Origin of the sequence: Enorma massiliensis phI (genome assembly GCF_000311845.1) — a bacterium.
Taxonomy (GTDB): Bacteria; Actinomycetota; Coriobacteriia; order Coriobacteriales; family Coriobacteriaceae; genus Enorma; species Enorma massiliensis.
Genome location: NZ_HE978574.1, coordinates 1,174,672 through 1,196,749, shown reverse-complemented (window position 1 = coordinate 1,196,749; position 22,078 = coordinate 1,174,672). Strand labels below are relative to the sequence as shown.

Genomic DNA, 22,078 nt, shown 5'->3' with positions numbered 1-22,078 from the left:
GGATCGATTCAACATGATTATCGCCATCGATGGGCCGGCAGGATCTGGCAAATCAACGATAGCGCGGGAGCTATCACGCCGCCTTGGCTTTGAAAAGCTCGACACGGGTGCCATGTACCGCGCCGTCGCCTTCACTGCGCTCGACCGCGGCATCGACCTTGACGACGAAGCTGCGGTCTGTGCCCTGGCAAGCGCCATCACCATTCGCTTCACGCCAGGGGAGTCCGGCGGCAGCATCACGGTCGACGACCGAGATGTGAGTCGCGAGATTCGCACCCCGCTCGTGGATGCGAATGTATCGAAGGTCTCTGCGTATCCTGGTGTTCGCACCGCCATGCTCGAACCGCAGCGCGCCGTCGCCCAGAATCACGACGTGGTGGCTGAGGGACGTGATATCGGAACCGTCGTGTTCCCTGATGCCGAGGTCAAGGTGTTCCTCACTGCCGACCCGCGCGTGCGCGCCCAGCGGCGCGTCCTGCAACGCCATGGTGGAGATGTTGCCGACGCCCGCGCGCTCGAAAGCGAGGTCGCAGAAACGCTCGCCTCGATCGAGCGACGCGACGCGCTCGATGCCTCTCGCGATGTTGCCCCCCTCGTCGCGGCACCGGATGCCGTGCAGATTGATTCCACGGCGTTTACCATCGACGAGGTCACCGACCAGATTGCCGACCTCGTCGCTCAGAAGAGAGGCGCGTAAATGAAACTCTTCCAAACCGAAGATCATTACTATGACCACGGGATGCGCGACTACGCGCCTCAGATTCGCCTTCTTTACTACGTCATCATCGGCATCTTGCTCGCCTTCTCAAAAGTGATGTGGCGATGGAAGGTCGAGAATCCCGGAGAGCTCGAGCCCGTGGGAGAAACCGGCTCCATCATCATCTCGAATCACACGTCGATGGCCGAGGTTGTCGCCACCGTCACCCATATCGTCGCCAGCGGGCGGCGCGTGCGCCCCATCATGAAGTCCGAGTTCAACAAGAACCCGATCGTGCGCTGGTTCTTCGCACGCGTGGGCGGCATCCCCGTAGATCGCGGGACCGCAGACATGAAATCGCTTCGACGCGCACAGCATGCCCTCCAACGCGGCGAAGACGTTCTCATCTACCCCGAGGGTACCCGCATTCGCACCGACGACCAGCCCGTAGAGGTCCATGGTGGCTTCGCGCTCATCGCAAGCATGGCAAAGGCTGATATCGTGCCCATCGCCGTCTGCGGCTTTCGCGACATCACGCCTCAGGGTCATCATCTCATGAGGCCCATGAAGACCTGGATCCGCTGCGGTGAGAGGCTGAGGCTTGCAAGCGCTCCCGAAGGATTGAAGCGCAAAGAACGTATCCAGTGGTTTGAGGATGAAGCGATTCGTCGCATGTATGAGGTGCGCGACCAGCTGCGCGATGAGCATCCAGGGAGGCGCTGAGATGTCCGCCACCATTCGCGTTGCCGAGCATGCGGGGGCCTGCTACGGCGTTAACCGCGCGCTCGAGCTCGCTCGGCGGTGCGCGCTGGAGCACGAAGAACCGGTTCACACCTTGGGCCCGCTCATCCATAACCCCATCGTGGTCGAGGAGCTCGCCGAGCAAGGAGTCGGGTTATCCCAGTCCCTCGACGAGATCGATCGCGGGTCGGTCATTATTCGCTCACACGGCGTGGTCCCGCAGGTCATTGAAGATGCTCAGGCGCGCGGGCTCAGTGTGGTCGATGCAACGTGCCCGTACGTCAAAAAAGTTCATAAGGCCGCATCGAACCTTGTTCACGAAGGCTACGACCTCATCATCGTAGGGGAGAGCGGCCACCCAGAAGTTGAAGGCATCGTGGGCCATGCCGAGGGCAAGGCGCATGTTGTAGCAAGCCCGCAAGATCTAGACGGCCTTACACTTGGCAAGCGCGTGGGCGTTGTCGTGCAGACGACCCAGACTGCCGCGAATCTCTCGGCTGTGGTGGCAGCCCTCGCACCCCTGGTAAGCGAGCTTCGCGTCGTGAACACCATCTGCGCCGCAACGAGCGAGCGGCAGCGTGCGGCCGCATCCCTCGCGAGCGAGGCGGATATCATGATCGTAGTGGGGGGTAAGAACTCTGGGAACACGCGGCGACTTGCGCAGATCTGCCATTCCGCCTGCCCGAAAACGCATCATATCGAAGATGCTGCGGAACTCGATCGATCCTGGTTCGACGGTGCTCGCCTCATCGGGATCACTGCCGGCGCATCGACCCCGCAAGCCCATATCGAGCGCGTCGTATCGGCCATCGAGCGCATGACGGCCCAATCATGAGCGGAACTCCCTTGAAACCAAACGATCCTGCGGCGCGCGCCGATTACGGGCGTTCGAGCGACCCTGATGCAGCGGGCGCGCTCGTAACGTTCGTGCGACCCGACTCTCCCGCATTCGACGCGGGCATCGAGTGCGGCATGCGCGTGCTCACCGTCAACGGCCGTCCGCTCACCGACATGATCGAATGGCTTTGGCAGGGGAGCGAGGAGGTCGTGGAACTCGAGGTCTTCGACCCGCGCGACAACTCCGTGTGCCCGTGCAACCTAGAGCGCCTTCCCGACGAGGACTGGGGTCTCGAGTTCGACGGCGCCGTATTCGATGGCATGCGCACCTGCGTGAACGCCTGCACGTTCTGCTTCATGCGCATGCTTCCCCCGCATATGCGCGGAACGCTCTACATTCGCGACGACGACTATCGCCTGAGCTTCCTTCAGGGCAACTTCGTTACGCTAACCAACATGTCCGAGAGCGATGTCTCCCGGGTCATCGACTACCATCTGAGCCCCATGAACGTTTCCCTCCACGCGGTGTCACCGGACGTGAGACGGTCCCTCATGGGCAAAAACGCTCAGCGCGGCATGGAGGTCGTCGAGCAGCTCATCGAAGCAGGGATCGAGATTCACGCTCAAATCGTCCTCATCCCCGGAGTAAACGACGGTAAAGAACTCGACCGCACGCTCGCTTGGTGCGCCGAACGATCCGCCATCTCGAGCCTGGGCATCGTCCCCTTGGGTTACACCCGTTTCCAAAAACGGTTCAGCGCATCGTTTTCCGACGACCCAGCCGCAGCACGCGCCGTAATCCACCAGGTCGAACCCTACCAGCGCGAAGCCCGGCGCACGCGTGGGCGCACCGTGTTCCAGCTTGCCGACGAGTTCTATCTCGACGCCGGCGTTCCCGTACCAGCTGCAGAGACCTACGACGGGTATCCGCAGTACTATGACGGTATCGGCATGATTCGCAGCTACCTCGATGAGTCCTTCGAGGTACAGGCGGAGCAGGCAATGCGAATCGAGGCTGCGGGGCGCCTCCTTGGCAGCCTTGGCATCAAGCTCACGGTGGTGAGTGGCTGCGCTGCCGCGCAGACGATCCGCAGCTTCGTATCCGATTCCCCGCTAAGAGGAAGCGTCCGCGCGATCGAGAACAACTACTTCGGGGGGAACGTCGACGTGACGGGGCTCATCTGCGCGGAAGATTTGCTCGCCCAGCTCGGTAGCGACCTCTCGGGGATTATGCTCTTTGTGCCGGACGTGATGTTCAACGCTGACGGTCTTACGCTCGACGGTTATCATCAAGAACGGCTGAAAGCTGAGCTCGTTCGCCGCGGAGCTCGGGTTCGCATCGCGTCAACGATGCCGCTCGATCTCTTGGGCGCCCTCGAGGAAGAGCTTACCGCCCTTGCACCGGGCACCGAGCAGCAACGTACCGCAAACGTGTAGGAGAGTATATGAAACCCATCGTCGCCGTCGTCGGAAGGCCCAACGTCGGTAAATCTACGCTGGTGAACCGCCTCGCGGACACGCAGGACGCAATCGTCCACGAGAGCCGGGGCGTCACGCGCGACCGCTCATACCATGATGCCGACTGGAACGGTCGGCAGTTCACGCTCGTAGACACGGGCGGCATCGAGCCGCTCAAGAGCGAGGACGTATTCTCAGCCTCCATTCGCGACCAAGCGCTCGCCGCAGCTGAAGAGGCCGATGTCGTGCTCTTCGTCGTGGATGGATCTGTTGGCGTAACGGAGGAGGACGAATCGGTCGCGCGCATGCTCAAGCGCGTCAAGAAACCGTTGTTCCTACTCGTCAACAAGCTCGACAACCCCGATCGCGAGCAGGAACGGCTCTGGGAGTTCTATTCGCTGGGGCTTGGCGACCCGCGCCCCATTTCCGCCCACCACGGGCACGGCACGGGCGACCTCCTCGACGAGGTGGTCAGCTGCCTTCCTGACGAAACCGAAGACGCCGAACCGTTCCCCGATGCGCTCGGTGTCGCGATCATCGGCCGTCCCAATGCCGGTAAGTCGTCCCTCTTCAACAAGGTGATCGGCTCCGATCGGTCCATCGTCTCGGACATCGCGGGCACAACGCGCGACGCCATCGACACCTATGTCGAGCGAGACGGCCGCCGCTACCGTCTCGTCGATACGGCAGGTATTCGCAAGAAGAGCACGGTCTACGAGAACATCGAGTATTACTCCATGGTTCGAGGGCTGCGCGCCATCGACCGCGCCGACGTGGCGCTGCTCGTGGTCGATGCCGGCATCGGCATGACCGAGCAGGACCAGAAGGTCGCAAACCTCGCCATCGACCGCGGTTGCGCCCTCGTCATCCTTTTGAACAAGTGGGACCTCCTCACGGAAGACCATGAGCGCGAGAAGGTCATGGAGACCGTATCACGCCGCATGACGCTTGCGCCCTGGGCAAAGGTGCTTCGCATTTCCGCCCTCACGGGCCGTTCGGTGGAAAAGATCTGGAACTACATCGACGACGCCGCGGCCGCGCGCGCAACCAAGGTCTCGACCTCTGCGCTCAACGCTTTCCTCACCGACCTTCGTGAGTTCGGCCATACGGTGGTGGACGGCAAGCGCCGTCTCCGCATGCACTACGTGACCCAGACGGACGTCAACCCTCCGACATTCACCTACTTCGTGAACCACCCCGACCTGGTGAGCGACTCCTACCGCCGTTATGTCGAGAACCGCATGCGCACGAAATTCGGCTTCGAGGGGACGCCCATCCGCCTCCATTTCCGTGCCAAGAGCAACAAGGAGGCGTAAATGGACAGCGCCAACACCTCGGCTGTGCTCGCCACGGCCATCACGATGATCGTCTCCTACCTTATCTGCGGTATTCCCTTCGGCAAGATCCTCGTCGGGTTGATGAGCCATAAAGACATCCAGAAGGAGGGCTCGGGCAACATCGGCACCACCAACGCCCTGCGCGTGGGAGGTCCCAAGGTGGCCGCGCTCACGCTTGCGTTCGACCTCCTCAAGGGTATGGTGTGCGTCATCGTCTTCCGCGATGTGGTTTATGCGGGAAGCTCCTGGAGTGCCTGCTCGACCGTTTCCTACCCGCTTTTGGTCGCGCTCGTGGCGCTTGCATGCCTCTACGGGCACATCTTCTCGCCCTACCTCAAGTTCCACGGCGGCAAGGGCATCGCCACGGGCGTTGGCATACTCTTCGGCTTCTATTGGCCACTCGCCCTCATCCATCTTGCCATCTTCATCGTACTCGTTGCGATCACGCGCTACGTCTCGGTTGGCTCGATCGTCACCGCAGCGCTCGTGCCCTTCACCGTATTTCTCACGCAGCCGGGTATCCCTCTGCCCGCCCTCGCTGTCTGGGCGATTCTAGGCTGGTCCGTTGTTTTCGCCCACCGCGGCAATATCGCGCGCTTGCGGGCGGGCACCGAGAACAAGCTGTCCTTCGGGTCGAAGAAAGGGGAGCGCTAGATGAAGATCGCCGTTATTGGTGCCGGTTCATGGGGCACCGCCATCTCGGGTGTCGCTGCCGCAAAGGCAGATGAGGTCATGCTTTGGTCGCACGACGAACCCGTGCCGCCGAGCATAAACGAGCGGCACTTGAATCCGCTCTACCTGACCGACTACACGCTTCCGGAAAACGTCAGCGCCACCTGCTCCTTCGAGGAGGCGCTTGCAGGAGCTTCGGGGGCGATCGTTGTGGTTCCCTCGCCCTTCATACGCGCCACGATTCGTTCCGCCGCACGCTACGTCGCCGATGACCTACCCATCCTCTGCCTCACCAAGGGCATTGAACCCCATACGGGCAAGCTCATGCACGAGGTCATCGCCGAAGAGCTCGGCCACCCGGAGCGCATCGCGGCGCTCACGGGCCCCAACCACGCCGAAGAGATCTGCCGAGGCAAGGTCGCAGCCGCCGTCATCGCATCCGAGACGCCTCAGGTTGGCGAGTTTTTCAAAGAGCTACTCATCTCGCCCTCGTTCAGGCTGTACGCCTCGAACGATATGGTCGGTATCGAGACATGCGGTGCGGTGAAAAACGTCATCGCCATCGCCTGCGGTATCGCAGCGGGCGCCGGCTATGGCGACAACACGCTCGCACTCATCATGACGCGCGGCCTCGCCGAGATCAGCCGTATCGTGTGCGCGCGCGGCGGAGACCCCATGACCTGCATGGGTTTGGCCGGTATGGGCGATCTCGTGGCTACGTGCACATCGCCCCATTCACGCAACCGCTCCTTCGGCGTCGCCTTTGCCGGCGGGGAATCCCTTGAGCACTACCAGGAGCGCACCCATATGATCGTAGAGGGCGCTGCGGCGGTGCAGAGCACGGCTGAGCTCGCGCGCTCGCTCGGCGTCGATGCACCCATCACCTTCGTGCTCGAATCGCTGCTCTACAACAACATGACGCTCGACGAAGCCCTGAACACCCTCATGGGGCGCGTGCCCACCGAAGAGTTCTATGGGCTCGACCGTGACTGACCTACCTACATCCAACTCTGCACCAAAGGGGCTTTCCATGGGAACACTTGCACGCATCGCACCCTCGATTCTCTCGGCCGACTTCGCACACCTCGCTCTAGACCTCGATCGCATCTCGAATGCCGACTTTATCCATGTCGACGTCATGGACGGCCACTTCACGGGCAATCTCACCTTTGGCCCTGGTATGGTCGCCGCTTGCAAGCGCTCGACCGACGTACCGCTCGATGTTCACATGATGGTCTCGAACCCCGATGAGACGATTGGATGGTACGTGGAGGCGGGCGCCGATATGATCACCGTTCACGCCGAAGCTTCCACGCACCTCCATCGCACGGTGACGTACCTCAAGGAACACGGCGTCAAGGCAGGAGCCGTCCTCAATCCCGCTACGCCGGTCGGTGTGCTCGAAGACATCCTGCCCGAACTCGACATGGTCCTCGTCATGAGCGTTAACCCCGGTTTTGGAGGACAGCGCTTCATCGAGGGCACGTATGCCAAGCTCGATCGCCTGCAGGCGCTCTGCCGGGCAGTCGGCGCCCATCCGCTTATCGAAGTAGACGGGGGCATCTCTGCCGCCAATATCGAGGATGTCGCTCGCCACGGAGCCGACGTGTTCGTTGCCGGCTCCGCCGTCTTCGGGTCGAGCGACCCGGCAGCTGAGGTCCAGCGCCTTCGCTCGCTCGCGCAAAGCGGTATCGCCGCTGCGGAGGCGGATGCCGCATGAGCGTGGCGCCGACGCGCCTCGTGAACCTTGATTATGCTGCCTCGACCCCGTTGCGGCCCGAGGCTATCGAGGCGATGCGAGCCTATGATATCTCCGAGATAGCGGGTGCGAATCCAAACTCGCTCCATACGCTTGGCAGACGCGCCGCTCAGGCGCTCGATGCGGCCCGTCGAGACATCGCACGCTCGCTGGGTACCGGTGTGCGCCCTGCTGAGGTCGTCTTCACGAACGGTGGAACGGAAGCCGATGCGCTCGCGCTCTTCGGTATCGCCGAGGGCGCCCGCTCGCGTGACCACGGACGAACCAGGGTCATCACCTCCGCCATCGAGCACGAGGCGATCCTCGATAACCTCGCACAGCTCAAGCGGCGCGGCTTCACCGTCGATATCCTAAAGCCCGGAACCCTCGGGATCATCGAACCAGGCACCCTCGATGCCGCCATGGGCGATGATGTGGCACTTGTGAGCATCATGTTCGCGAATAACGAGACGGGAGCCGTCCAGCCAGTCGGAGAACTTGCCCAGATCGCCCACAATCATGGAGCGTATTTCCACACCGACGCCATACAGGGATACCTCCATGCCCCGATCGATGTGTCAGTTCTTAGGGTTGATGCGCTTTCCCTTGCTGGTCATAAGGTAGGCGCGTCCGTGGCGAGCGGAGCTCTGTACCTAAGGAGGGGAGTGCCCTTCGAGCCCCTCATTCGCGGCGGTGGCCAAGAGGCGGGAAGACGCGCTGGAACGCAGGACGTCCGCTCGGCACTTGGCCTTGCAGCCGTGGCGCGAACGCTTTCCCCGCGCCTCGATGAAGACCACGCGCGCGTGCTTTCCCTCTCAGGGCGCCTCTACGAGCGATTGCTTGAGAGTCCGCGCATTCACGCCACCTTGCCCGACCTTATGCATACAGACCGGCTCCCAGGGATTGTATCCATCCTGGTCGATGGATGTGAATCGGAGGAGCTCATATTGCAGCTCGATGTTCGTGGCTTCTGCGTCTCGGCTGGGTCTGCCTGCTCGAGCGGATCCACGGATGCGAGCCACGTGCTCACCGCCATGGGAATTCCCCGCGAACGCGCGGCGGGGTCGCTTCGCATCTCGTTCGACGATCGCGTGCGAGAGCAGGATCTTGATGCCTTCGCCGATGCGCTCCTCGACCTTACGGGAGGTGCCCGCTCATGAAGGTCTGTGAACTAGAGCGCTCGCTCTTCGAGTCGTTCCCGAAAGTTGATGCTGAAAGCTGGGACCACGTCGGACTCTCCGTGGGCGACCCCGACTCTACGGTGGGCCGCGTCCTCGTTGCGCTCGACGCCACGGCCGATATGGTCAGGCGTGCTCATGACGCCGGTGCCAACGTGCTGCTCGCGCACCATCCAGTCTATATCGCAGCACCCGACGCCTTCGTTCCGAGAGCCGGTTCCCACCCTCAGGCTGCTGCCGCTGTCTTCGAGGCGGCTCGGCTCGGTGTGAGCGTCTTGTCGTTCCATACGAACCTCGATCGCTCCCAGGCCGCGCAAGAGCTGCTGCCGAGCCTCATGGGGCTCGAAGCCCAGCATTCACTCGAGCACCCTGAGAGTTCCGGCTCTTCTGGTCTTGGCTCGATTGCCTCGGTTCCGGACCGTCCGACCCTCCAAGAGCTTGCAGAGCGTGCCGCAGAGGCCTTTGACACCGCTCCGCGTGTCTGGGGTGACCGCGATACGCCGATTTCAAGCTGCGCGTTTCTCGGAGGAAGCCTCGGTGATTTAGGTGAATCCGCCCTCAAATGCGGAGCCGATGCGATCATCTGCGGTGAGGCCGGATACCATGTATGCCAAGACCTTGCCGCGCGCGGGATGGGCATCATCTTGTTGGGACACGATGCGAGCGAGACGCCCTTCACCCGCATCCTCGCTGAGGCCGCGACGCGAGCCGGCGTCCCCTCGGACTCAATTCAGATCGCAGATCCGCCGCGTCAATGGTGGACGATAGAAGGAGGATGTTCATGAGCAACGGAGAGAACCTGCTCAGCCTGCAAGAAGTTGACATCGAGCTCTCGCAGCTCAAGGATAAGCTCGCGCAGCTCCCCGAGCTTAAGGACCTCGCCAAGAAGCGCCGCGCGCTTGCCGCAGCAAAAGAGGAGCTCTTGAAAGTCGTCGCCCTGCGCAAAGACGCCGAGACAGACCTCGCCGACCTCGCCGAGGAGGAGGCGGAGTACCGCCGTCGCGTCGACGAGGCACAGAAGTCAGTGGATTCTAGCGATTACCATCGCGTTCAGAATCTTGAGATCGAGCTTTCAAACCTTGCCAAATGGCTTGACAAGGTCGCCTTCGACCAGCGCAGCTGCACCGCGAGGCTCGAGGAGACCAGTGCGCGCGAGCAGAAGGGCCGCGAGTTTATCGAAAAACTCGAAGCTGCCATCATCAGGAGCGGGAAGGCCGCGCGCGCCGCGGCCACCGACCTACAAAACGATATCGCCGAGCTTGAGCGCCGCCGTGAAAAGCTCACCCGCCAGCTTCCCGATTCCCTGCACGAAGCTTATGCCGTCGCCAGCAAGCAGTTCCGTGGGCTTGGCGTTGAGAAGTTGGAGGGAAGCACGCCATCGCTCTGCCGTATGGCGCTCACGGAGGCTTCGCTGAACGAGGTTAAGCGAACGAAGGGCGTTACCACCTGCCCCTATTGCCACCGTATCCTTATCGTCGACGAGGGTGACCAGAAATGAGCGGTCGCGCCGAGGGTCGCTGCGTCCTAGTCTGTGTTACCGGCTGCATCGCTGCCTACAAAGCATGCGAGCTCGTACGCATCCTCCAAAAGGAGGGCGCACGGGTTAAGGTGCTCATGTCCGAGCATGCCACGCAATTCATAGGACCCACCACCTTTAGAGCACTGACCCATGAAAAAGTTGCCATCGGGCTCTTTGATGACCCTTCTGACCCCATCCACCATGTCTCGCTCGCCAAAGAGGCTGATTGCATCGTCGTAGCGCCCGCAACGGCGAATATCATCGCCAAGATGGCCCACGGGATCGCCGACGACCTCATGTCGACAACGCTTCTCGCTGCAACGGGGCCCATCGTCGTTGCGCCCGCGATGAATGTGAATATGTGGAAAGCTGCTGCCACCCAAGAGAATGTCCGCACGATACGCGCGCGCGGCGTTCGCATCGTAGGGCCCGGTAGGGGATACCTCGCATGCGGCGACGTTGATGAAGGGCGCCTGACCGAGGTCTCTGAGATCGGCGACGCCGTCATCTGCGAGCTCGGCGCCACGGATGCGCTCGCTGGGGAACGTATCGTCATCACGGCGGGCGGAACCCATGAACCGATCGATCCGGTTCGCTACATCGGTAACCGGTCATCAGGCAAGATGGGCGTTGCCCTCGCTCGTGAAGCTCGTGCTATGGGAGCGCACGTCACGCTTGTTCTCGGACCCGCCACCGAGCCCGCGCCAGCAGGCGTCGATGTCGTTCCCGTGGAAACGGCAGCCCAGATGCTTGAAGCCACGCAGGCAGCGTTCTCCCGTGCCACCATGCTTATCTGCGCTGCGGCCGTGGCGGACTATCGGCCCGCCAAGCCAGCCAACCGAAAGCTCAAGAAGGGCATCGACGAGCTCGAATCCATTCAACTCGAGCAAACCGATGACATTCTCGCTCAGCTCTCGCACGATCGCGGCGATCGCATCGTCATCGGATTCGCCGCCGAAACCGGTAACCCCATCGACTATGCGCAACAAAAGCTCGTACGCAAGGGATGCGACGCCATCGTTGCCAACGATGTGTCGCGCTCCGATTCCGGCTTCGGGAGCGATACGAATAAGGCCTGGTGGATCACCGCCCACGCGACCGAGGAACTCCCGCTGCTCAGCAAATCCGAACTTGCTCGCACCCTGCTCATTCGTGCGCACGATTTGAGGTCATAAAAATTTCTCTTGCACAAACCGCAAGAGTTGAGTAAAGTATCTTTTGCTGTCGCAGAGATGGCAACACTTCGGGACGTGGCGCAGCTTGGTAGCGCACTTGACTGGGGGTCAAGGGGTCGCTGGTTCGAATCCAGTCGTCCCGACCAGAAGGTTCGGAGGCGTCGAGAATATCTCGACGCCTCTTTTTTTGAGAAACCCCAAGGGGTTATCTCGCGTTCGGTTGGGTATCATGCTGTAGTGTGAACGCATCCGAATAGGGACTAGAGGAGAATCGTGGGCCTCAGAAAGAAGATCAAACGGGAGCTGATCGGCACCCCAGACTATCCCTCGAACCAGATCTTCACCATCTCCAACTTCATCACCGTTCTTCGCCTTATCCTCACGTTCGTCTTTTTGTATTTATTTGTCATGGATGTCAACCGCTATGTCGCGCTCGTCATCTATGCGGTCGCCGCGAGCACGGACTGGCTGGATGGCGCCATTGCACGCAAAACGCGCACGGTGAGCTGGCTTGGCAAGATGATGGACCCCGTCGTTGACCGGGCGCTTCTTTTTACCGGCGTCATCGGCCTCGTGGCGCGCGGAGAGCTCCCCATCTGGGTCTGCATCGTCATCATCTTGCGCGACGTCTATCTTGCCTGCGGCAATGCCGTCGTACGGCGGTACCACAAACGACCGATCGACGTGGTGTACACCGGAAAGGCCGCTACCGCGCTTCTCATGACCGGCTTCTCTTTCATGCTTCTCGGTTTGCCAAAAATCGGCGGCATCGGCGTTCTCGGCACGTTCTCGGAAGCGTTCCCCGGCCTCGATGCCCGCGAAGTTCCCTTAGGGATATTCTTCGTGTATGTTGGCGTGATCTTCTCCTTGCTCACCGCAGTCATCTATACCGTAAAGGGATACCGAGCCTCGAAGCACGCCATCGAGCATCCTGAGGAGGAGGACGTGGACTTCCTCAACCCGGAAATTGAAGAGGCTGATGGGGCTTCTGGAGCTTCTTGAGTCGCCCGTGAATCTCAACGCGCGCTAGGGTAGAATGAAAGTGCCTTTGCGATGTATTAAACCGGAAACGATTCCGGATCCGTATGTGATAGGGGTTTCCATGGCAGGACTTGGCACAGATTCCACGCGCGTCTTTCGCATGCCCATAGACGATGCAACCGCCCCCGACCTCATGAAGAGCACTAAGATCGTCAATCCGGTGATCTCCATTATCAAGGGGCCCCAAACGGGCAACACCTTCGAGATCACCGCTCCTGAGACCTCGGTCGGGCGCGATCCCGCCAACGCCATCTTCCTGAACGACATGACGGTCTCCCGCTCCCACGCTAAGATCGTGCGCACGCCACTAGGCACCACGATTGAAGATCTGGGCTCACTTAACGGCACTTGGGTCGATGGCGCCATCGTCAACTCTGCTCCGCTCCACGACGGCTCCTCGGTTCAGATCGGCACGTTCACGCTCATCTACCACGAGAGCAGCCCGGAGCGCATCGAAACGGGTGAGTAGCTTTGGCTGAGCGCAGCTATCTGAGCATCGGCCAAGTCGTTAACCTACTACGCGGCACGTATCCCGACCTCTCGAATTCGAAGATTCGATTCCTTGAAGACGAAGGACTCATCACTCCTCACCGCACGCCCAAGGGGTATCGCCAGTACTCCATGGATGATGTAGAGCGGCTTGAGGTCATCCTGCATCTTCAGAAGACGCGCTATATGCCGCTGAACGTCATCAAGCAAAGGCTCGAAAGCGCCGACGATCTGCACACCCTTGCCTACGAAGTCGGCCTTTTGTCCGATGTGCCCATGAAGACGCAGCCCAAGGAAACCAAGCAGAAGCTTCATCCCCTTGAGGATGTTCCGGACTTGCTGGGCGTTAGCATCTCCTTCGTGCGCTCCCTCGCACAGAACGATCTTGTGCGCATCATCAAGAGCCCGAAGAATCGCGAGCTTATCGATGGAAGCGATTTCGAGATTATTCGCTATTGCGATGAGCTTTCGCGTTTTCATATCGAACCTCGGAACCTCCGTCAATACGTCGTGTCCGCCAACCGCGAATCGACGATGTTCGAGCAGGTCCTTGTAGGCATGCTTGGTCTCGATGACAGCGACGAGGACCGCAGCGCAAAGCTGGAGCGCGCCTTCAAGAAGCTGCACGACCTCACCGATGGCCTTCATACCGCCCTCTTGAAGGGCCGCGTGTTCGAGTCGCTCAATGCCGTAGTCAAGGATGCCGACGTGGATTCCATCGATGATGAGCTGGCTCGAGCGGAGGCTTCACGCGAGTCCAAGAGAAACGCTGGCGACGCGGCTTCGCGCACTGAATCGACCACTCGCACCGGTACGCTTACCGATGCTCCCATCTCCCAAGAAGCAACCTCATCTCGTCGCACATCACGCGTCGTCAAACGCGCGCGTTAGCGTATGCACTGTTATCAGTAGAGGAGCCCTTATGCCTGAGACCGCCGCAACTGACTTCGACTTCGAATCGTATATCACCGACATTCCCGACTACCCGGAGCCAGGCGTTGTCTTTAAGGACATCACACCGCTTTTCGCCGACGCCAATGCGATGCGACAGGCTATCACCGCGCTTGCCGACCACTTTCGCGGTAGGGGAGTGACGAAGGTCATCGGCCCCGAGGCTCGTGGCTTTATGGTAGGTGTTCCCGTAGCGCTTGAACTCGGCGCGGGCTTCATCCCCGCACGTAAGCCCGGAAAGCTTCCGCGCGAGACCGTGTCCATCAGCTACGAACTCGAATACGGCACCGATACGCTCGAGATCCACGCGGATGCCCTTGAGCCCGGCGATCGCGTCCTAATCATCGATGACCTCGTTGCCACCGGTGGTACCGTTGCGGCGACAGGCAAGCTTGTCCAGAACATGGGTGCCGAGCTGATCGGATATGGCTGTATCCTTGAGCTCGCATTCCTGAATCCTCGTGACGCGCTCGCTGCATCCGGCGACCAAGAGCTCTTCAGCTTGGTCAAGGTTTCTTAAGGGCCTGCAAACGGGGTAACGCCTGAAGCTCAGCGGATAATCTGAACTAAGGGGCTATTCCGAGCCTTCATATCCGATATAGTGCAGATAGCCTAGCAGATAGGCCTTCGCGGCAAACGCCGTGACTGCATTTCGAACGAGAAGCGACTCCCTGGTAACATGCGTCGCCGAATCCGGTTGGGGAGTCGCATCGATCGAGAATGCGGAACGCACGGCGTTTTCCAGTTCCACGGCCACATAATCGAAGGCAACGTCGACCATATAGGATACCCGCTGAATCTTAAAGAGCGTCGCAATCGCTTGAATCGACAGTACCTGCTTGAAAATGCAGATTACGAGCAGGCGAGCTACGTGCTCACGGTTGTAGAGCTTTTTAACCGGCGCCGCAATGAGGCCTGCCTTCACATAGTTATTAACCATAGAAGGTGTCAGGAGCTCGCCATCGATGCAGGTGCCAAGCGGGCTCAGCGTCTGCTCGACGATACCGATAACCTGATCTCGATAGAGGCCAACTGTGGGGAGGTCCTCGAAACGAGGCATCTTGAAATCAACAAGGGCCGAAGCTATTGAAGAAGTGAGATAGGCATCGGGAAGAACTGTCGGCTTGATATCTTCCTGGGTGATTGCTCGACCGTGTTCATTCATGGGGATTACCGATTTCTGTGCCGTCATTGCATCCTCCATACCACGCACGTTCCACTGAGCATACAAATTACCTACCTAACACGGTACCAACCACATGATACTCTCATTGCTTTTAAAACTATGTCATCTTGTTTTAGAAACCATCTGTTTCACCATTTCGATAAGGGAGCACGTATAATACAGATAGGTTCGATACCGTCGAAGGGACCTACACGATGAGTTGGGCACTTATAGCAGATTCCAGTTGCAACCTCCGTGGCTACACGCCATCTGCCCCAGATACCATTTACCGTTTCGCACCGCTCAAGGTCAACGTAGGCGGCCAGGAATATGTCGATGACGAGGCGCTCGACGTAGCCGAGCTCAACCGCCGTGTCGCTGCCGAGGAATCGGCCACATCAAGCGCATGCCCGAGCGTAGGGGAATGGGCCGACCGCTTCCGCTCAGCCGACAACGTGATTGCCATTACGATTTCCGCGAATCTCTCTGGTAGCTATGAGGCAGCTATCATGGCACGTGATCTCGTACTCGAAGAGGATGGTTCCCGCAACATCTTCATCGTGAACTCCCGTGCGGCAGGCGGCAAGCTCGAGCTATTGATCGTGGCATTAGATAGGTACCTAACTGAACATCCCGATGCCACCTTCAACGAGGTTACCGCGTATATCTGCAATGTAGAGCAGTCTTCGACGGTCTTATTCCTGCTCTCGAGCTACGAAAACCTTGCCAAGGCGGGCCGTATGCCCAAGGTGGCCGGCATGCTTGCCAACAAGCTCAATATCCGCATGCTTGGAACCGCGAGCAGCGAGGGCACTATCAAGGTCCTCGGTCCCGCACGAAGCCAGAAGAAGGCATTCGAAAAAATCATTGGATCCATGCGGGAAGACGGCTTCCAAGGCGGTGACGTGTTCATCGACCATGTCTTCAACGAGAAGGCCGCGGAAGACCTCGCGGCGCGCATTACCGCCGAATGGCCGACTACAAAGGCAACCATTCTTCCATGCGGAGGCCTGTGCTCGTACTACGCAGAGACCGATGGGCTCATCATAGGGTACGGATGGTAGGAGCATCGGTCCATCAGGCGATGATGCTAGCATCCGCAACGATAGATGTCTTTTGGCATAACTATATCCAGCCATGCAAACGGGCGCGCTGCAAAGAGTGCAGGGCGCCCGTATTGTTGTGATCCGATAACCTCGACCGTTCCGTCAAGGCGGAATCAAAGCGTGGCTTCATCAGAGGATGGCTACAGAAGAGCTATCTTTGGCTTCATCTAACAAGTTTACATAAGATATATTATCTTGATTTAATAGATGAGCAAGATGAGCTCACGAACGTATGTGAGCCTTGAAACTATACCTCGCATATCAGCCCCGCTCGGTCACAAAGCGATACGCCTCAGAGCCTGCAATAGCTCCGTCAGCCGCAGCGGTAATCGCTTGGCGGAGTCGCTTTGAGCGCATGTCTCCCACGCAATACAGCCCCGGCGTACGCGTTTCCATGGATTCATTCGTCATTACGCCACCATCAGAGCCAAGGTCTACGAACGGCCGGACGAGCTCCACAACTGGATCGGTTCCCGCAAATACAAAGATGCCGAACGAGCCCTCTTCATACGCTTCAGTATGCTCTTCGCCCGTATCGTTATTTCTAAACGTAATACTCGACAGGAACCGGTCGCCGTCAACCGCAGTGATCGACGTACTATAGCGGACTGTTACTCGCTCATGCGCCAAGAGCCTATCAACGACGCCCTTCGGAGCTCTAAACTCATTGCGGCGCACAACCATCGTTACAGAATTCGCAATGCGCGCAAGATACAGCCCCTCTTCACAGGCAGCATTCCCGCCGCCGATAACGAACACGTTCTTCCCGCGATAAAACATGCCGTCGCACGTCGCGCAATACGATATACCGCGACCGCGGAATTGATCTTCACCGGTAAAACCAGCGGTTCTTGGACGAGCGCCCGTGGCGACGATAACCGCAGGCGCTTGATAGGCCTCATCTGCGCACACGACATTGAAGGAGCCGTCATCGAGCCGCTCAATGGCTTCAACAACGCCATAGACGCTTTCTGCGCCGGCCTCCGTCGCATGTTCCTGCAGCTTCATACCGAGCTCCGCGCCGGTAATGGTTGGTATGGCGGGATAGTTTTCAACGATATCCGTCGTGGCAATCTGGCCGCCCGGCATGCCTTGCTCTATGACGACGGTTTTCAAACTTGCTCGCGCAGCGTAGATGGCTGCTGCATAGCCAGCTGGACCGCCCCCGATGACCACGGTGTCTACCACACGATTCGTCTTATCCATATCGCTCCTCGCATTCAACGAAGCTACCATGCTAAGGTGCTGATTCCCGCTTTATCCCTACCCTATTCAACACTTACTTCGGTACCTAATTGTATGCACAAGACATAAGCGCCCCGAAGGTCCACGCGGAAGTTGAAACGGTCGGCTAAGAAAGAGAGCGCCTCCCATCTGTAACGAGAGGCGCCCTCTATACCATGAACAATGCCTACGCTGCCCATCACGCTGGACAAGACGTACAGCGAGCTATGCGCAGATTGGCACAGCTTACATGATGGTCATGATGAAATAGACCAAGAATGCAGCAGCGGCGACCCACATGAGCGGGCGAACCTTGCGAATGTTGCCCGTGACGGCAGACACGACCACGAAGGTGATGAAGCCAAGGCCGATGCCGTTGGAAATGGAATACGTGAACGGAATGCCAGCGATGATCATGAACGCCGGGAAGGCCTCGAGGGGGTTGGCCCAGTCGATATCGGCGACATCGCTCATCATCAGGAAGCCAACGAACACGAGCGCGCCGCAGGTGGCTGCAGAGGGAATGCAGTTGATGAGCGGCGAGAAGAACGCGGCGAGCAGGAAGAGGACGCCGGCAACCACCGAGGTGAGGCCGGTACGGCCACCATCGGCTGCACCGGAAGCGGACTCAACGAAGGTGGTGATGGAGGAAGCACCCACGAAGCCACCGGCGATAGCAGCGGCGGAGTCGACGATGAGTATCGGCTTGATGTCTTCGACCTTACCATCCTCGGTGAGGAAGTCGCCCTGCTTGGCCACGGCCATCGCCGTGCCCATGGTGTCGAAGAAGTCGCTCATCATGAGCGAGAAGGCAAAGAGCAGAAGAGACGGGGTGGTGATGGCCTCGACGATTCCCATGACATTGGAAGCCTCGCTCACCTGGAACGGGGCAGCGAAGGTCGAGAAATCGAGCGGAGCGACCACGCCGGTGGGCAGGCTCGTGACACCCAGCGGCACACCGATGATCGCGGAGATGACGATGCCCCAGAGCAGAGCGCCCTTCACCTTCATGGAATACAGGACCACGGTAAGGACGATCGAGATGATGCCCACGAGCAGAGCGAAGTTGTAGCCACCATCAGCGTTCAAGAGCGAGCCAAGCGAGACCATGGTGTCGGCGTTGGAAACGATGACGCCACCATCCTTAAGGCCGATCATCGCGATGAAGAGACCGAGACCGATGGAGATACCGTGGCGCAGGGGCACAGGAATGGCCTCCATGATCGCCTCGCGCAGGCCGCAGAGCACCAGGAACAGAATGGCAACGCCCTCCACGAAGATGACGGCCATGGCGGTCTGCCAGCCGAGTCCCATGCTGCCGCACAGGGTAAAGGCGACGATCGAGTTGATGCCCATGCCCGAAGCGCAGGCAAGCGGACGGTTCGAGAACACGCCCATAGCGATCGTCATAACCGCGGCACCCAGGCAGGTCGCAGTTACTGCGGCCGTCGGGTTGATCCCCGCGGCAGACAGAATGCTCGGGTTGACGATGATGATGTACGCCATGGCCAAAAACGTCGTAAGGCCGGCGCGCACCTCCGTTGCGGCATGAGAGCCGCGCTCGGAAAACTTGAAGAACGTATCCATTACTCCCCTTTTCTTCGGATTGCTCTTCCCTACTATGTGCTCGGAGGCGCCTGTTAGCGCGCCCCGCTTGAGCCGAATCCACCGGTTCCACGGTCGGTCTCATCCAGCTCGTCGACTTCAACGAGCTGAACGACGGGAACCTCTTGAATGACGAGCTGGGCGATGCGTTCGCCGCGCTCGATATGAATAGACTCATGCGCATCGAGATTGATTGCGATCACCTTGAGCTCGCCACGATAATGCGCATCGATGAGCCCAGGCGTATTTGCGATGGAAAGACCCCGCTTGAGCGCCATGCCGCTGCGCGGCTGCACGAAGCCGGCAAAGCCGTCAGGGATTGCGATGGCGAGCCCCGTAGAAATCAAGACGCGCTCATGGGGTGGAATATCGACGGTCTCATTCGCGCGAAGGTCGAGCCCTGCATCACCCGCATAGGCATACGAGGGCAGCTCTACCGTGGGGTCGAGCCGCTTGATCTGTACATTCACTAAAGACATGCGCTCACCTAAGCTTATCGAGTTCCTGCAAAAACTCATCGACGTCTTTGAAATCGCGATAGACGGATGCAAACCTGATATAGGCCACTTTGTCTATCTTCTCGAGCCGCTTGAGCACCATATCGCCGATCTCATGTGAAGAGACGTTCGTGAGGGTACGGCCCCGAAGCTCAAGCTCAATATCATCGATGAGTGCGTTCAACTGCGAGATATCGATCTCTCGCTTAGAGGTCGCGCGCATCAAGCCAACAAGAAGCTTGTTCCGGTCAAACGGCTGCATGGTTCCATCGCTTTTGATAACCTCGATGGGATCTTCGCAACGCTCGAATGTGGTAAAGCGATATCCGCATGACCTACATTCGCGGCGGCGCTTTATCGCGTTCGTAGCATCCTGCATGCGCGAATCAACGACTCGCGTATTATCTCCACCGCAACGCGGACAGCGCATTAAACCTCCTCAGGCGCGAACAACTTAGATAGAGTACCACGTCTTGAGAGAATCTGACCGAGAAGTACTAGATATTGCGTTTTGGAAATAGGAAAGGCTCGCTCGCCCGTCACAAAGAAGAGTTGAAGGGAGCGAGGCACAGCGTATACATGGGACGCAAAAACTGGCAGCCGCCGAGGCTTAAGCGAGCCCGGTACGGACAGCGCGCGGGCCACCCTTTAGGAAAGCGGCACGATCAAGGTGTCACCCGGCTGCAGGGTGCTCGTCTCCAAGTCGTTCCAAGTGCGAATGACATCAGAGGTCTGGCGCGTAGAGAGCCCCTCGATATCGTAGGCTTCGGCAATCGACCAAAGAGAATCGCCAGCTTTCACCGTAATCGTTTGGCGCGAGGATGATGCAAGGGCGCTATCGAAAGCGCGCTGTTCACTCGAAAGCATGAACCAAGCGGCAACGACGAGAGCAAGTGAAAGGAGAGCAACGATAACCCCTGCGACGACCGCATGCGACAAAGAGCCCGTCGATGAAACAGGGGTAGCTGCGACATGGGCACTGCGAGGAGACTCAGCGCGCCGGACGGGAAGCTCGTAGATCTGCGTCGCATAGGTGGGAACACGAGGCTCGTCATAGAGAACATCGGAAGACAGCGCGAGGTTTCCCTCGACGATGGCGAATGTAGCGTGCATTGGAAACCCCTTTCTCGTTTGACGAAACTGTTATATCCCGGCACCCGGACAAAAAACTCTGGCGCAAGAACGAGTGTTCGTATATCATTATCTTCGAACAGTTGTTCCTGTCAAGTAAAAATCGAACAAATGTTTTGTATGGAGGGAGCATCGATGGCACGCAAGATTTCGAAGCGCCAGCAGCAAATCTACGACTACATTCGTGCGTACCAGCAAGAGAAGGGTTATCCGCCGAGCGTGCGCGAGATGGCGGCCGCCGTGGGGCTCTCCTCCCCCTCCACGGTCCATGCGCACCTGAGCGCCCTCGAAGCGCGCGGCCTCATCAAACGCGACGCCACGAAGCCCCGTGCGCTCGAGCTGTTCAATGAGGACGGTAGCTCCGTAAGCCTTGCAGAGGTCAAGGAGTCTCCGGACCGCGGTACGGTAACGCTCCCCTTGGTGGGCAGGGTTGCCGCGGGCATGCCCATCCTCGCCGAGCAAAACGTCGAGGACACCTTCACCCTTCCCACCGAGATCGCAACCGACGCCTCCTCTTTCGTGCTCGAGGTACATGGTGATTCCATGATCAATGCCGGTATCTTCAACGGCGATTACCTGGTCGTACGCGAGCAGAAGAACGCCATGAACGGCGAGATCGTTGTTGCCATGATCGATAACGAGGCTACGGTCAAGACGTTCTACAAGGAGCGCGGTCGTGTACGCCTCCAGCCCGAAAACGATGCCATGGAGCCTATCTATGCCGAGAATCCGCAGATCCTGGGCAAGGTGGTCGCCCTCATGAGGCGCTTTTAGGAGCAGACGTGCAGGATAACGCACACGAAGAGAGCCCTCGGAAGCCGCGCATCGCCTTCTTTGACTCGCTGCGCGGCTTCACCATCATCTCGATGGTCGCGTTCCATGCGGCCTATGATGCAGCCTATCTCTTCGGATTCGAAATCCCCTGGTTCACCGACCCCATCATCCAGACGGTCTGGCGCTCCTCGATAAGCTGGGTGTTTCTCGCCCTTGCAGGATGGATGACCAGCCTTTCGCGTAACAACCTTAAAAGGGGCGGTGTCTATGCAGCAGCTGCAGGCGCCGTATTCCTTGCCACCAGCATCGCTGGGGTAGATACGCCCATCTCATTTGGCATCATCTACTGCATGGCCGCTTGCACGCTCCTCTATGCCGCCACGGCACCGTTGCTTAACCGCTTCCCAGCAGCAGCGGGGCTCATCAGCTGCCTTGTGCTCTTCGCCGCAACCTACACCCTGCCGCACACGACCTATCCCGTGGAAGGCCTAGCTTGGCTCGGGTTTCCCTCGGCGTCGTTTGTCTCAGGAGACTACTATCCGCTTTTACCCAACGTATTCCTCTACCTCGCGGGTGCTTTCGCAGCACGCTGGTTCGACGGACATCACGCATCGGGCTATCCCATGTGGATGATGAATGCGAACGTACCCTTCCTCTCAATGATCGGTAATCTCAGCTTGCCGATCTATCTTGTGCACCAGCCCCTGCTCATCCTCATCTTTACTATGGTCAGCAGTTTGTAG

The 22,078-nt window shown here is 59.2% G+C and carries 25 protein-coding genes and 1 tRNA gene; 20 read left to right on the top strand and 6 right to left on the bottom strand.

Features of this window, described 5'->3' with window-relative positions:
- Positions 1-13 precede the first annotated feature (13 nt).
- The 17 genes from cmk (at position 14) to HGEM_RS04940 (ending at position 14,353) form a co-directional block, all read left to right on the top strand.
- The gene (cmk, locus tag HGEM_RS05020) at positions 14-697 is read left to right on the top strand and encodes a (d)CMP kinase (RefSeq protein WP_019128323.1); all 684 of its coding nucleotides are present in this window, start codon (positions 14-16) and stop codon (positions 695-697) included.
- The gene (locus tag HGEM_RS05015) at positions 698-1,420 is read left to right on the top strand and encodes a lysophospholipid acyltransferase family protein (protein ID WP_019128322.1); all 723 of its coding nucleotides are present in this window, start codon (positions 698-700) and stop codon (positions 1,418-1,420) included.
- Between the two features lies 1 nt (position 1,421).
- On the top strand, positions 1,422-2,273 hold the full coding sequence (locus tag HGEM_RS05010) for a 4-hydroxy-3-methylbut-2-enyl diphosphate reductase (protein WP_019128321.1): 852 nt from the start codon (positions 1,422-1,424) through the stop codon (positions 2,271-2,273).
- Positions 2,274-2,284: 11 nt separating this feature from the next.
- Complete coding sequence (locus tag HGEM_RS05005; RefSeq protein WP_019128320.1) at positions 2,285-3,712, top strand: DUF512 domain-containing protein; 1,428 nt, start codon at positions 2,285-2,287, stop codon at positions 3,710-3,712.
- An 8-nt stretch (positions 3,713-3,720) separates the two neighbouring features.
- Positions 3,721-5,049, top strand: coding sequence for a ribosome biogenesis GTPase Der (gene der / locus HGEM_RS05000; RefSeq protein ID WP_019128319.1), 1,329 nt, complete (start codon positions 3,721-3,723; stop codon positions 5,047-5,049).
- Positions 5,050-5,724 carry a glycerol-3-phosphate 1-O-acyltransferase PlsY gene (gene plsY / locus HGEM_RS04995; protein WP_019128318.1) on the top strand — a complete coding sequence of 225 codons (675 nt, stop codon included), beginning with the start codon at positions 5,050-5,052 and terminating at the stop codon, positions 5,722-5,724. It begins immediately after the preceding gene.
- The gene (locus HGEM_RS04990; RefSeq protein WP_019128317.1) at positions 5,725-6,735 is read left to right on the top strand and encodes an NAD(P)H-dependent glycerol-3-phosphate dehydrogenase; all 1,011 of its coding nucleotides are present in this window, start codon (positions 5,725-5,727) and stop codon (positions 6,733-6,735) included.
- Between the two features lie 37 nt (positions 6,736-6,772).
- Entirely contained in the window at positions 6,773-7,462 is a 690-nt protein-coding gene (gene rpe / locus HGEM_RS04985; RefSeq protein WP_019128316.1) for a ribulose-phosphate 3-epimerase, read from the top strand.
- Positions 7,459-8,640: a cysteine desulfurase family protein gene (locus HGEM_RS04980; RefSeq protein WP_019128315.1), complete on the top strand. Its 1,182-nt coding sequence runs from the start codon at positions 7,459-7,461 to the stop codon at positions 8,638-8,640. Before rpe ends, HGEM_RS04980 begins: the two co-directional genes overlap by 4 nt.
- Entirely contained in the window at positions 8,637-9,443 is an 807-nt protein-coding gene (locus HGEM_RS04975; protein ID WP_019128314.1) for a Nif3-like dinuclear metal center hexameric protein, read from the top strand. Before HGEM_RS04980 ends, HGEM_RS04975 begins: the two co-directional genes overlap by 4 nt.
- Complete coding sequence (locus tag HGEM_RS04970; RefSeq protein ID WP_035100706.1) at positions 9,440-10,156, top strand: zinc ribbon domain-containing protein; 717 nt, start codon at positions 9,440-9,442, stop codon at positions 10,154-10,156. The genes HGEM_RS04975 and HGEM_RS04970 overlap by 4 nt, the downstream gene beginning before the upstream one ends.
- Complete coding sequence (gene coaBC / locus HGEM_RS04965; protein WP_019128312.1) at positions 10,153-11,352, top strand: bifunctional phosphopantothenoylcysteine decarboxylase/phosphopantothenate--cysteine ligase CoaBC; 1,200 nt, start codon at positions 10,153-10,155, stop codon at positions 11,350-11,352. Before HGEM_RS04970 ends, coaBC begins: the two co-directional genes overlap by 4 nt.
- A gap of 69 nt (positions 11,353-11,421) precedes the next feature.
- Positions 11,422-11,498: transfer RNA gene (locus HGEM_RS04960), tRNA-Pro, on the top strand.
- A 127-nt stretch (positions 11,499-11,625) separates the two neighbouring features.
- Positions 11,626-12,354: a CDP-alcohol phosphatidyltransferase family protein gene (locus HGEM_RS04955; RefSeq protein WP_019128311.1), complete on the top strand. Its 729-nt coding sequence runs from the start codon at positions 11,626-11,628 to the stop codon at positions 12,352-12,354.
- A 100-nt stretch (positions 12,355-12,454) separates the two neighbouring features.
- Positions 12,455-12,862: an FHA domain-containing protein gene (locus tag HGEM_RS04950; RefSeq protein ID WP_019128310.1), complete on the top strand. Its 408-nt coding sequence runs from the start codon at positions 12,455-12,457 to the stop codon at positions 12,860-12,862.
- A 2-nt stretch (positions 12,863-12,864) separates the two neighbouring features.
- A complete protein-coding gene (ftsR, locus tag HGEM_RS04945) occupies positions 12,865-13,773 on the top strand; it encodes a transcriptional regulator FtsR (RefSeq protein WP_019128309.1) in 909 nt (302 codons plus the stop codon).
- 31 nt (positions 13,774-13,804) lie between these two features.
- Positions 13,805-14,353, top strand: a complete 549-nt coding sequence (locus tag HGEM_RS04940; protein WP_019128308.1) for an adenine phosphoribosyltransferase — start codon at positions 13,805-13,807, stop codon at positions 14,351-14,353.
- Positions 14,354-14,407: 54 nt separating this feature from the next.
- Here HGEM_RS04940 and HGEM_RS04935 read toward each other — a convergent pair whose 3' ends face one another.
- On the bottom strand, positions 14,408-15,025 hold the full coding sequence (locus HGEM_RS04935) for a DUF1836 domain-containing protein (RefSeq protein ID WP_019128307.1): 618 nt from the start codon (positions 15,023-15,025) through the stop codon (positions 14,408-14,410).
- Positions 15,026-15,213: 188 nt separating this feature from the next.
- Between HGEM_RS04935 and HGEM_RS04930 the strand changes: the two genes are divergently transcribed.
- The gene (locus HGEM_RS04930) at positions 15,214-16,062 is read left to right on the top strand and encodes a DegV family protein (RefSeq protein ID WP_019128306.1); all 849 of its coding nucleotides are present in this window, start codon (positions 15,214-15,216) and stop codon (positions 16,060-16,062) included.
- A 303-nt stretch (positions 16,063-16,365) separates the two neighbouring features.
- Here the strand turns inward: HGEM_RS04930 and HGEM_RS04925 are convergent, their stop codons facing one another.
- From HGEM_RS04925 to HGEM_RS04905, 5 genes are all read right to left on the bottom strand, one after another.
- Positions 16,366-17,310 (bottom strand): NAD(P)/FAD-dependent oxidoreductase, encoded by a 945-nt coding sequence (locus HGEM_RS04925; protein ID WP_019128305.1) that lies wholly within the window; start codon positions 17,308-17,310, stop codon positions 16,366-16,368.
- A gap of 264 nt (positions 17,311-17,574) precedes the next feature.
- Positions 17,575-18,915 (bottom strand): NCS2 family permease, encoded by a 1,341-nt coding sequence (locus HGEM_RS04920; RefSeq protein ID WP_019128304.1) that lies wholly within the window; start codon positions 18,913-18,915, stop codon positions 17,575-17,577.
- Positions 18,916-18,968: 53 nt separating this feature from the next.
- A complete protein-coding gene (gene dut, locus HGEM_RS04915; RefSeq protein ID WP_022349576.1) occupies positions 18,969-19,412 on the bottom strand; it encodes a dUTP diphosphatase in 444 nt (147 codons plus the stop codon).
- 4 nt (positions 19,413-19,416) lie between these two features.
- Positions 19,417-19,860, bottom strand: coding sequence for a transcriptional regulator NrdR (nrdR, locus tag HGEM_RS04910; protein WP_019128302.1), 444 nt, complete (start codon positions 19,858-19,860; stop codon positions 19,417-19,419).
- Between the two features lie 218 nt (positions 19,861-20,078).
- Positions 20,079-20,543 (bottom strand): LysM peptidoglycan-binding domain-containing protein, encoded by a 465-nt coding sequence (locus tag HGEM_RS04905; protein WP_019128301.1) that lies wholly within the window; start codon positions 20,541-20,543, stop codon positions 20,079-20,081.
- A 153-nt stretch (positions 20,544-20,696) separates the two neighbouring features.
- Between HGEM_RS04905 and lexA the strand changes: the two genes are divergently transcribed.
- Both lexA and HGEM_RS04895 read left to right on the top strand, forming a co-directional pair.
- Positions 20,697-21,335, top strand: coding sequence for a transcriptional repressor LexA (lexA, locus tag HGEM_RS04900; RefSeq protein WP_019128300.1), 639 nt, complete (start codon positions 20,697-20,699; stop codon positions 21,333-21,335).
- 8 nt (positions 21,336-21,343) lie between these two features.
- Positions 21,344-22,078 (top strand): heparan-alpha-glucosaminide N-acetyltransferase, encoded by a 735-nt coding sequence (locus HGEM_RS04895; RefSeq protein ID WP_019128299.1) that lies wholly within the window; start codon positions 21,344-21,346, stop codon positions 22,076-22,078.

Bases quoted from the DNA above. Each gene is read 5' to 3' on its own strand.
- HGEM_RS04920 (WP_019128304.1), bottom strand. From the start codon at position 18,915: ATGGATACGTTCTTCAAGTTTTCCGAGCGCGGCTCTCATGCCGCAACG.
- HGEM_RS04990 (WP_019128317.1), top strand. From the start codon at position 5,725: ATGAAGATCGCCGTTATTGGTGCCGGTTCATGGGGCACCGCCATCTCG.
- HGEM_RS04980 (WP_019128315.1), top strand. From the start codon at position 7,459: ATGAGCGTGGCGCCGACGCGCCTCGTGAACCTTGATTATGCTGCCTCG.
- HGEM_RS05015 (WP_019128322.1), top strand. From the start codon at position 698: ATGAAACTCTTCCAAACCGAAGATCATTACTATGACCACGGGATGCGC.
- nrdR (WP_019128302.1), bottom strand. From the start codon at position 19,860: ATGCGCTGTCCGCGTTGCGGTGGAGATAATACGCGAGTCGTTGATTCG.
- dut (WP_022349576.1), bottom strand. From the start codon at position 19,412: ATGTCTTTAGTGAATGTACAGATCAAGCGGCTCGACCCCACGGTAGAG.
- rpe (WP_019128316.1), top strand. From the start codon at position 6,773: ATGGGAACACTTGCACGCATCGCACCCTCGATTCTCTCGGCCGACTTC.
- cmk (WP_019128323.1), top strand. From the start codon at position 14: ATGATTATCGCCATCGATGGGCCGGCAGGATCTGGCAAATCAACGATA.
- HGEM_RS04935 (WP_019128307.1), bottom strand. From the start codon at position 15,025: ATGACGGCACAGAAATCGGTAATCCCCATGAATGAACACGGTCGAGCA.
- HGEM_RS04905 (WP_019128301.1), bottom strand. From the start codon at position 20,543: ATGCACGCTACATTCGCCATCGTCGAGGGAAACCTCGCGCTGTCTTCC.
- HGEM_RS04950 (WP_019128310.1), top strand. From the start codon at position 12,455: ATGGCAGGACTTGGCACAGATTCCACGCGCGTCTTTCGCATGCCCATA.
- plsY (WP_019128318.1), top strand. From the start codon at position 5,050: ATGGACAGCGCCAACACCTCGGCTGTGCTCGCCACGGCCATCACGATG.
- HGEM_RS04930 (WP_019128306.1), top strand. From the start codon at position 15,214: ATGAGTTGGGCACTTATAGCAGATTCCAGTTGCAACCTCCGTGGCTAC.
- HGEM_RS05010 (WP_019128321.1), top strand. From the start codon at position 1,422: ATGTCCGCCACCATTCGCGTTGCCGAGCATGCGGGGGCCTGCTACGGC.
- HGEM_RS04970 (WP_035100706.1), top strand. From the start codon at position 9,440: ATGAGCAACGGAGAGAACCTGCTCAGCCTGCAAGAAGTTGACATCGAG.
- HGEM_RS04975 (WP_019128314.1), top strand. From the start codon at position 8,637: ATGAAGGTCTGTGAACTAGAGCGCTCGCTCTTCGAGTCGTTCCCGAAA.
- lexA (WP_019128300.1), top strand. From the start codon at position 20,697: ATGGCACGCAAGATTTCGAAGCGCCAGCAGCAAATCTACGACTACATT.
- HGEM_RS04940 (WP_019128308.1), top strand. From the start codon at position 13,805: ATGCCTGAGACCGCCGCAACTGACTTCGACTTCGAATCGTATATCACC.
- der (WP_019128319.1), top strand. From the start codon at position 3,721: ATGAAACCCATCGTCGCCGTCGTCGGAAGGCCCAACGTCGGTAAATCT.
- HGEM_RS04925 (WP_019128305.1), bottom strand. From the start codon at position 17,310: ATGGATAAGACGAATCGTGTGGTAGACACCGTGGTCATCGGGGGCGGT.
- coaBC (WP_019128312.1), top strand. From the start codon at position 10,153: ATGAGCGGTCGCGCCGAGGGTCGCTGCGTCCTAGTCTGTGTTACCGGC.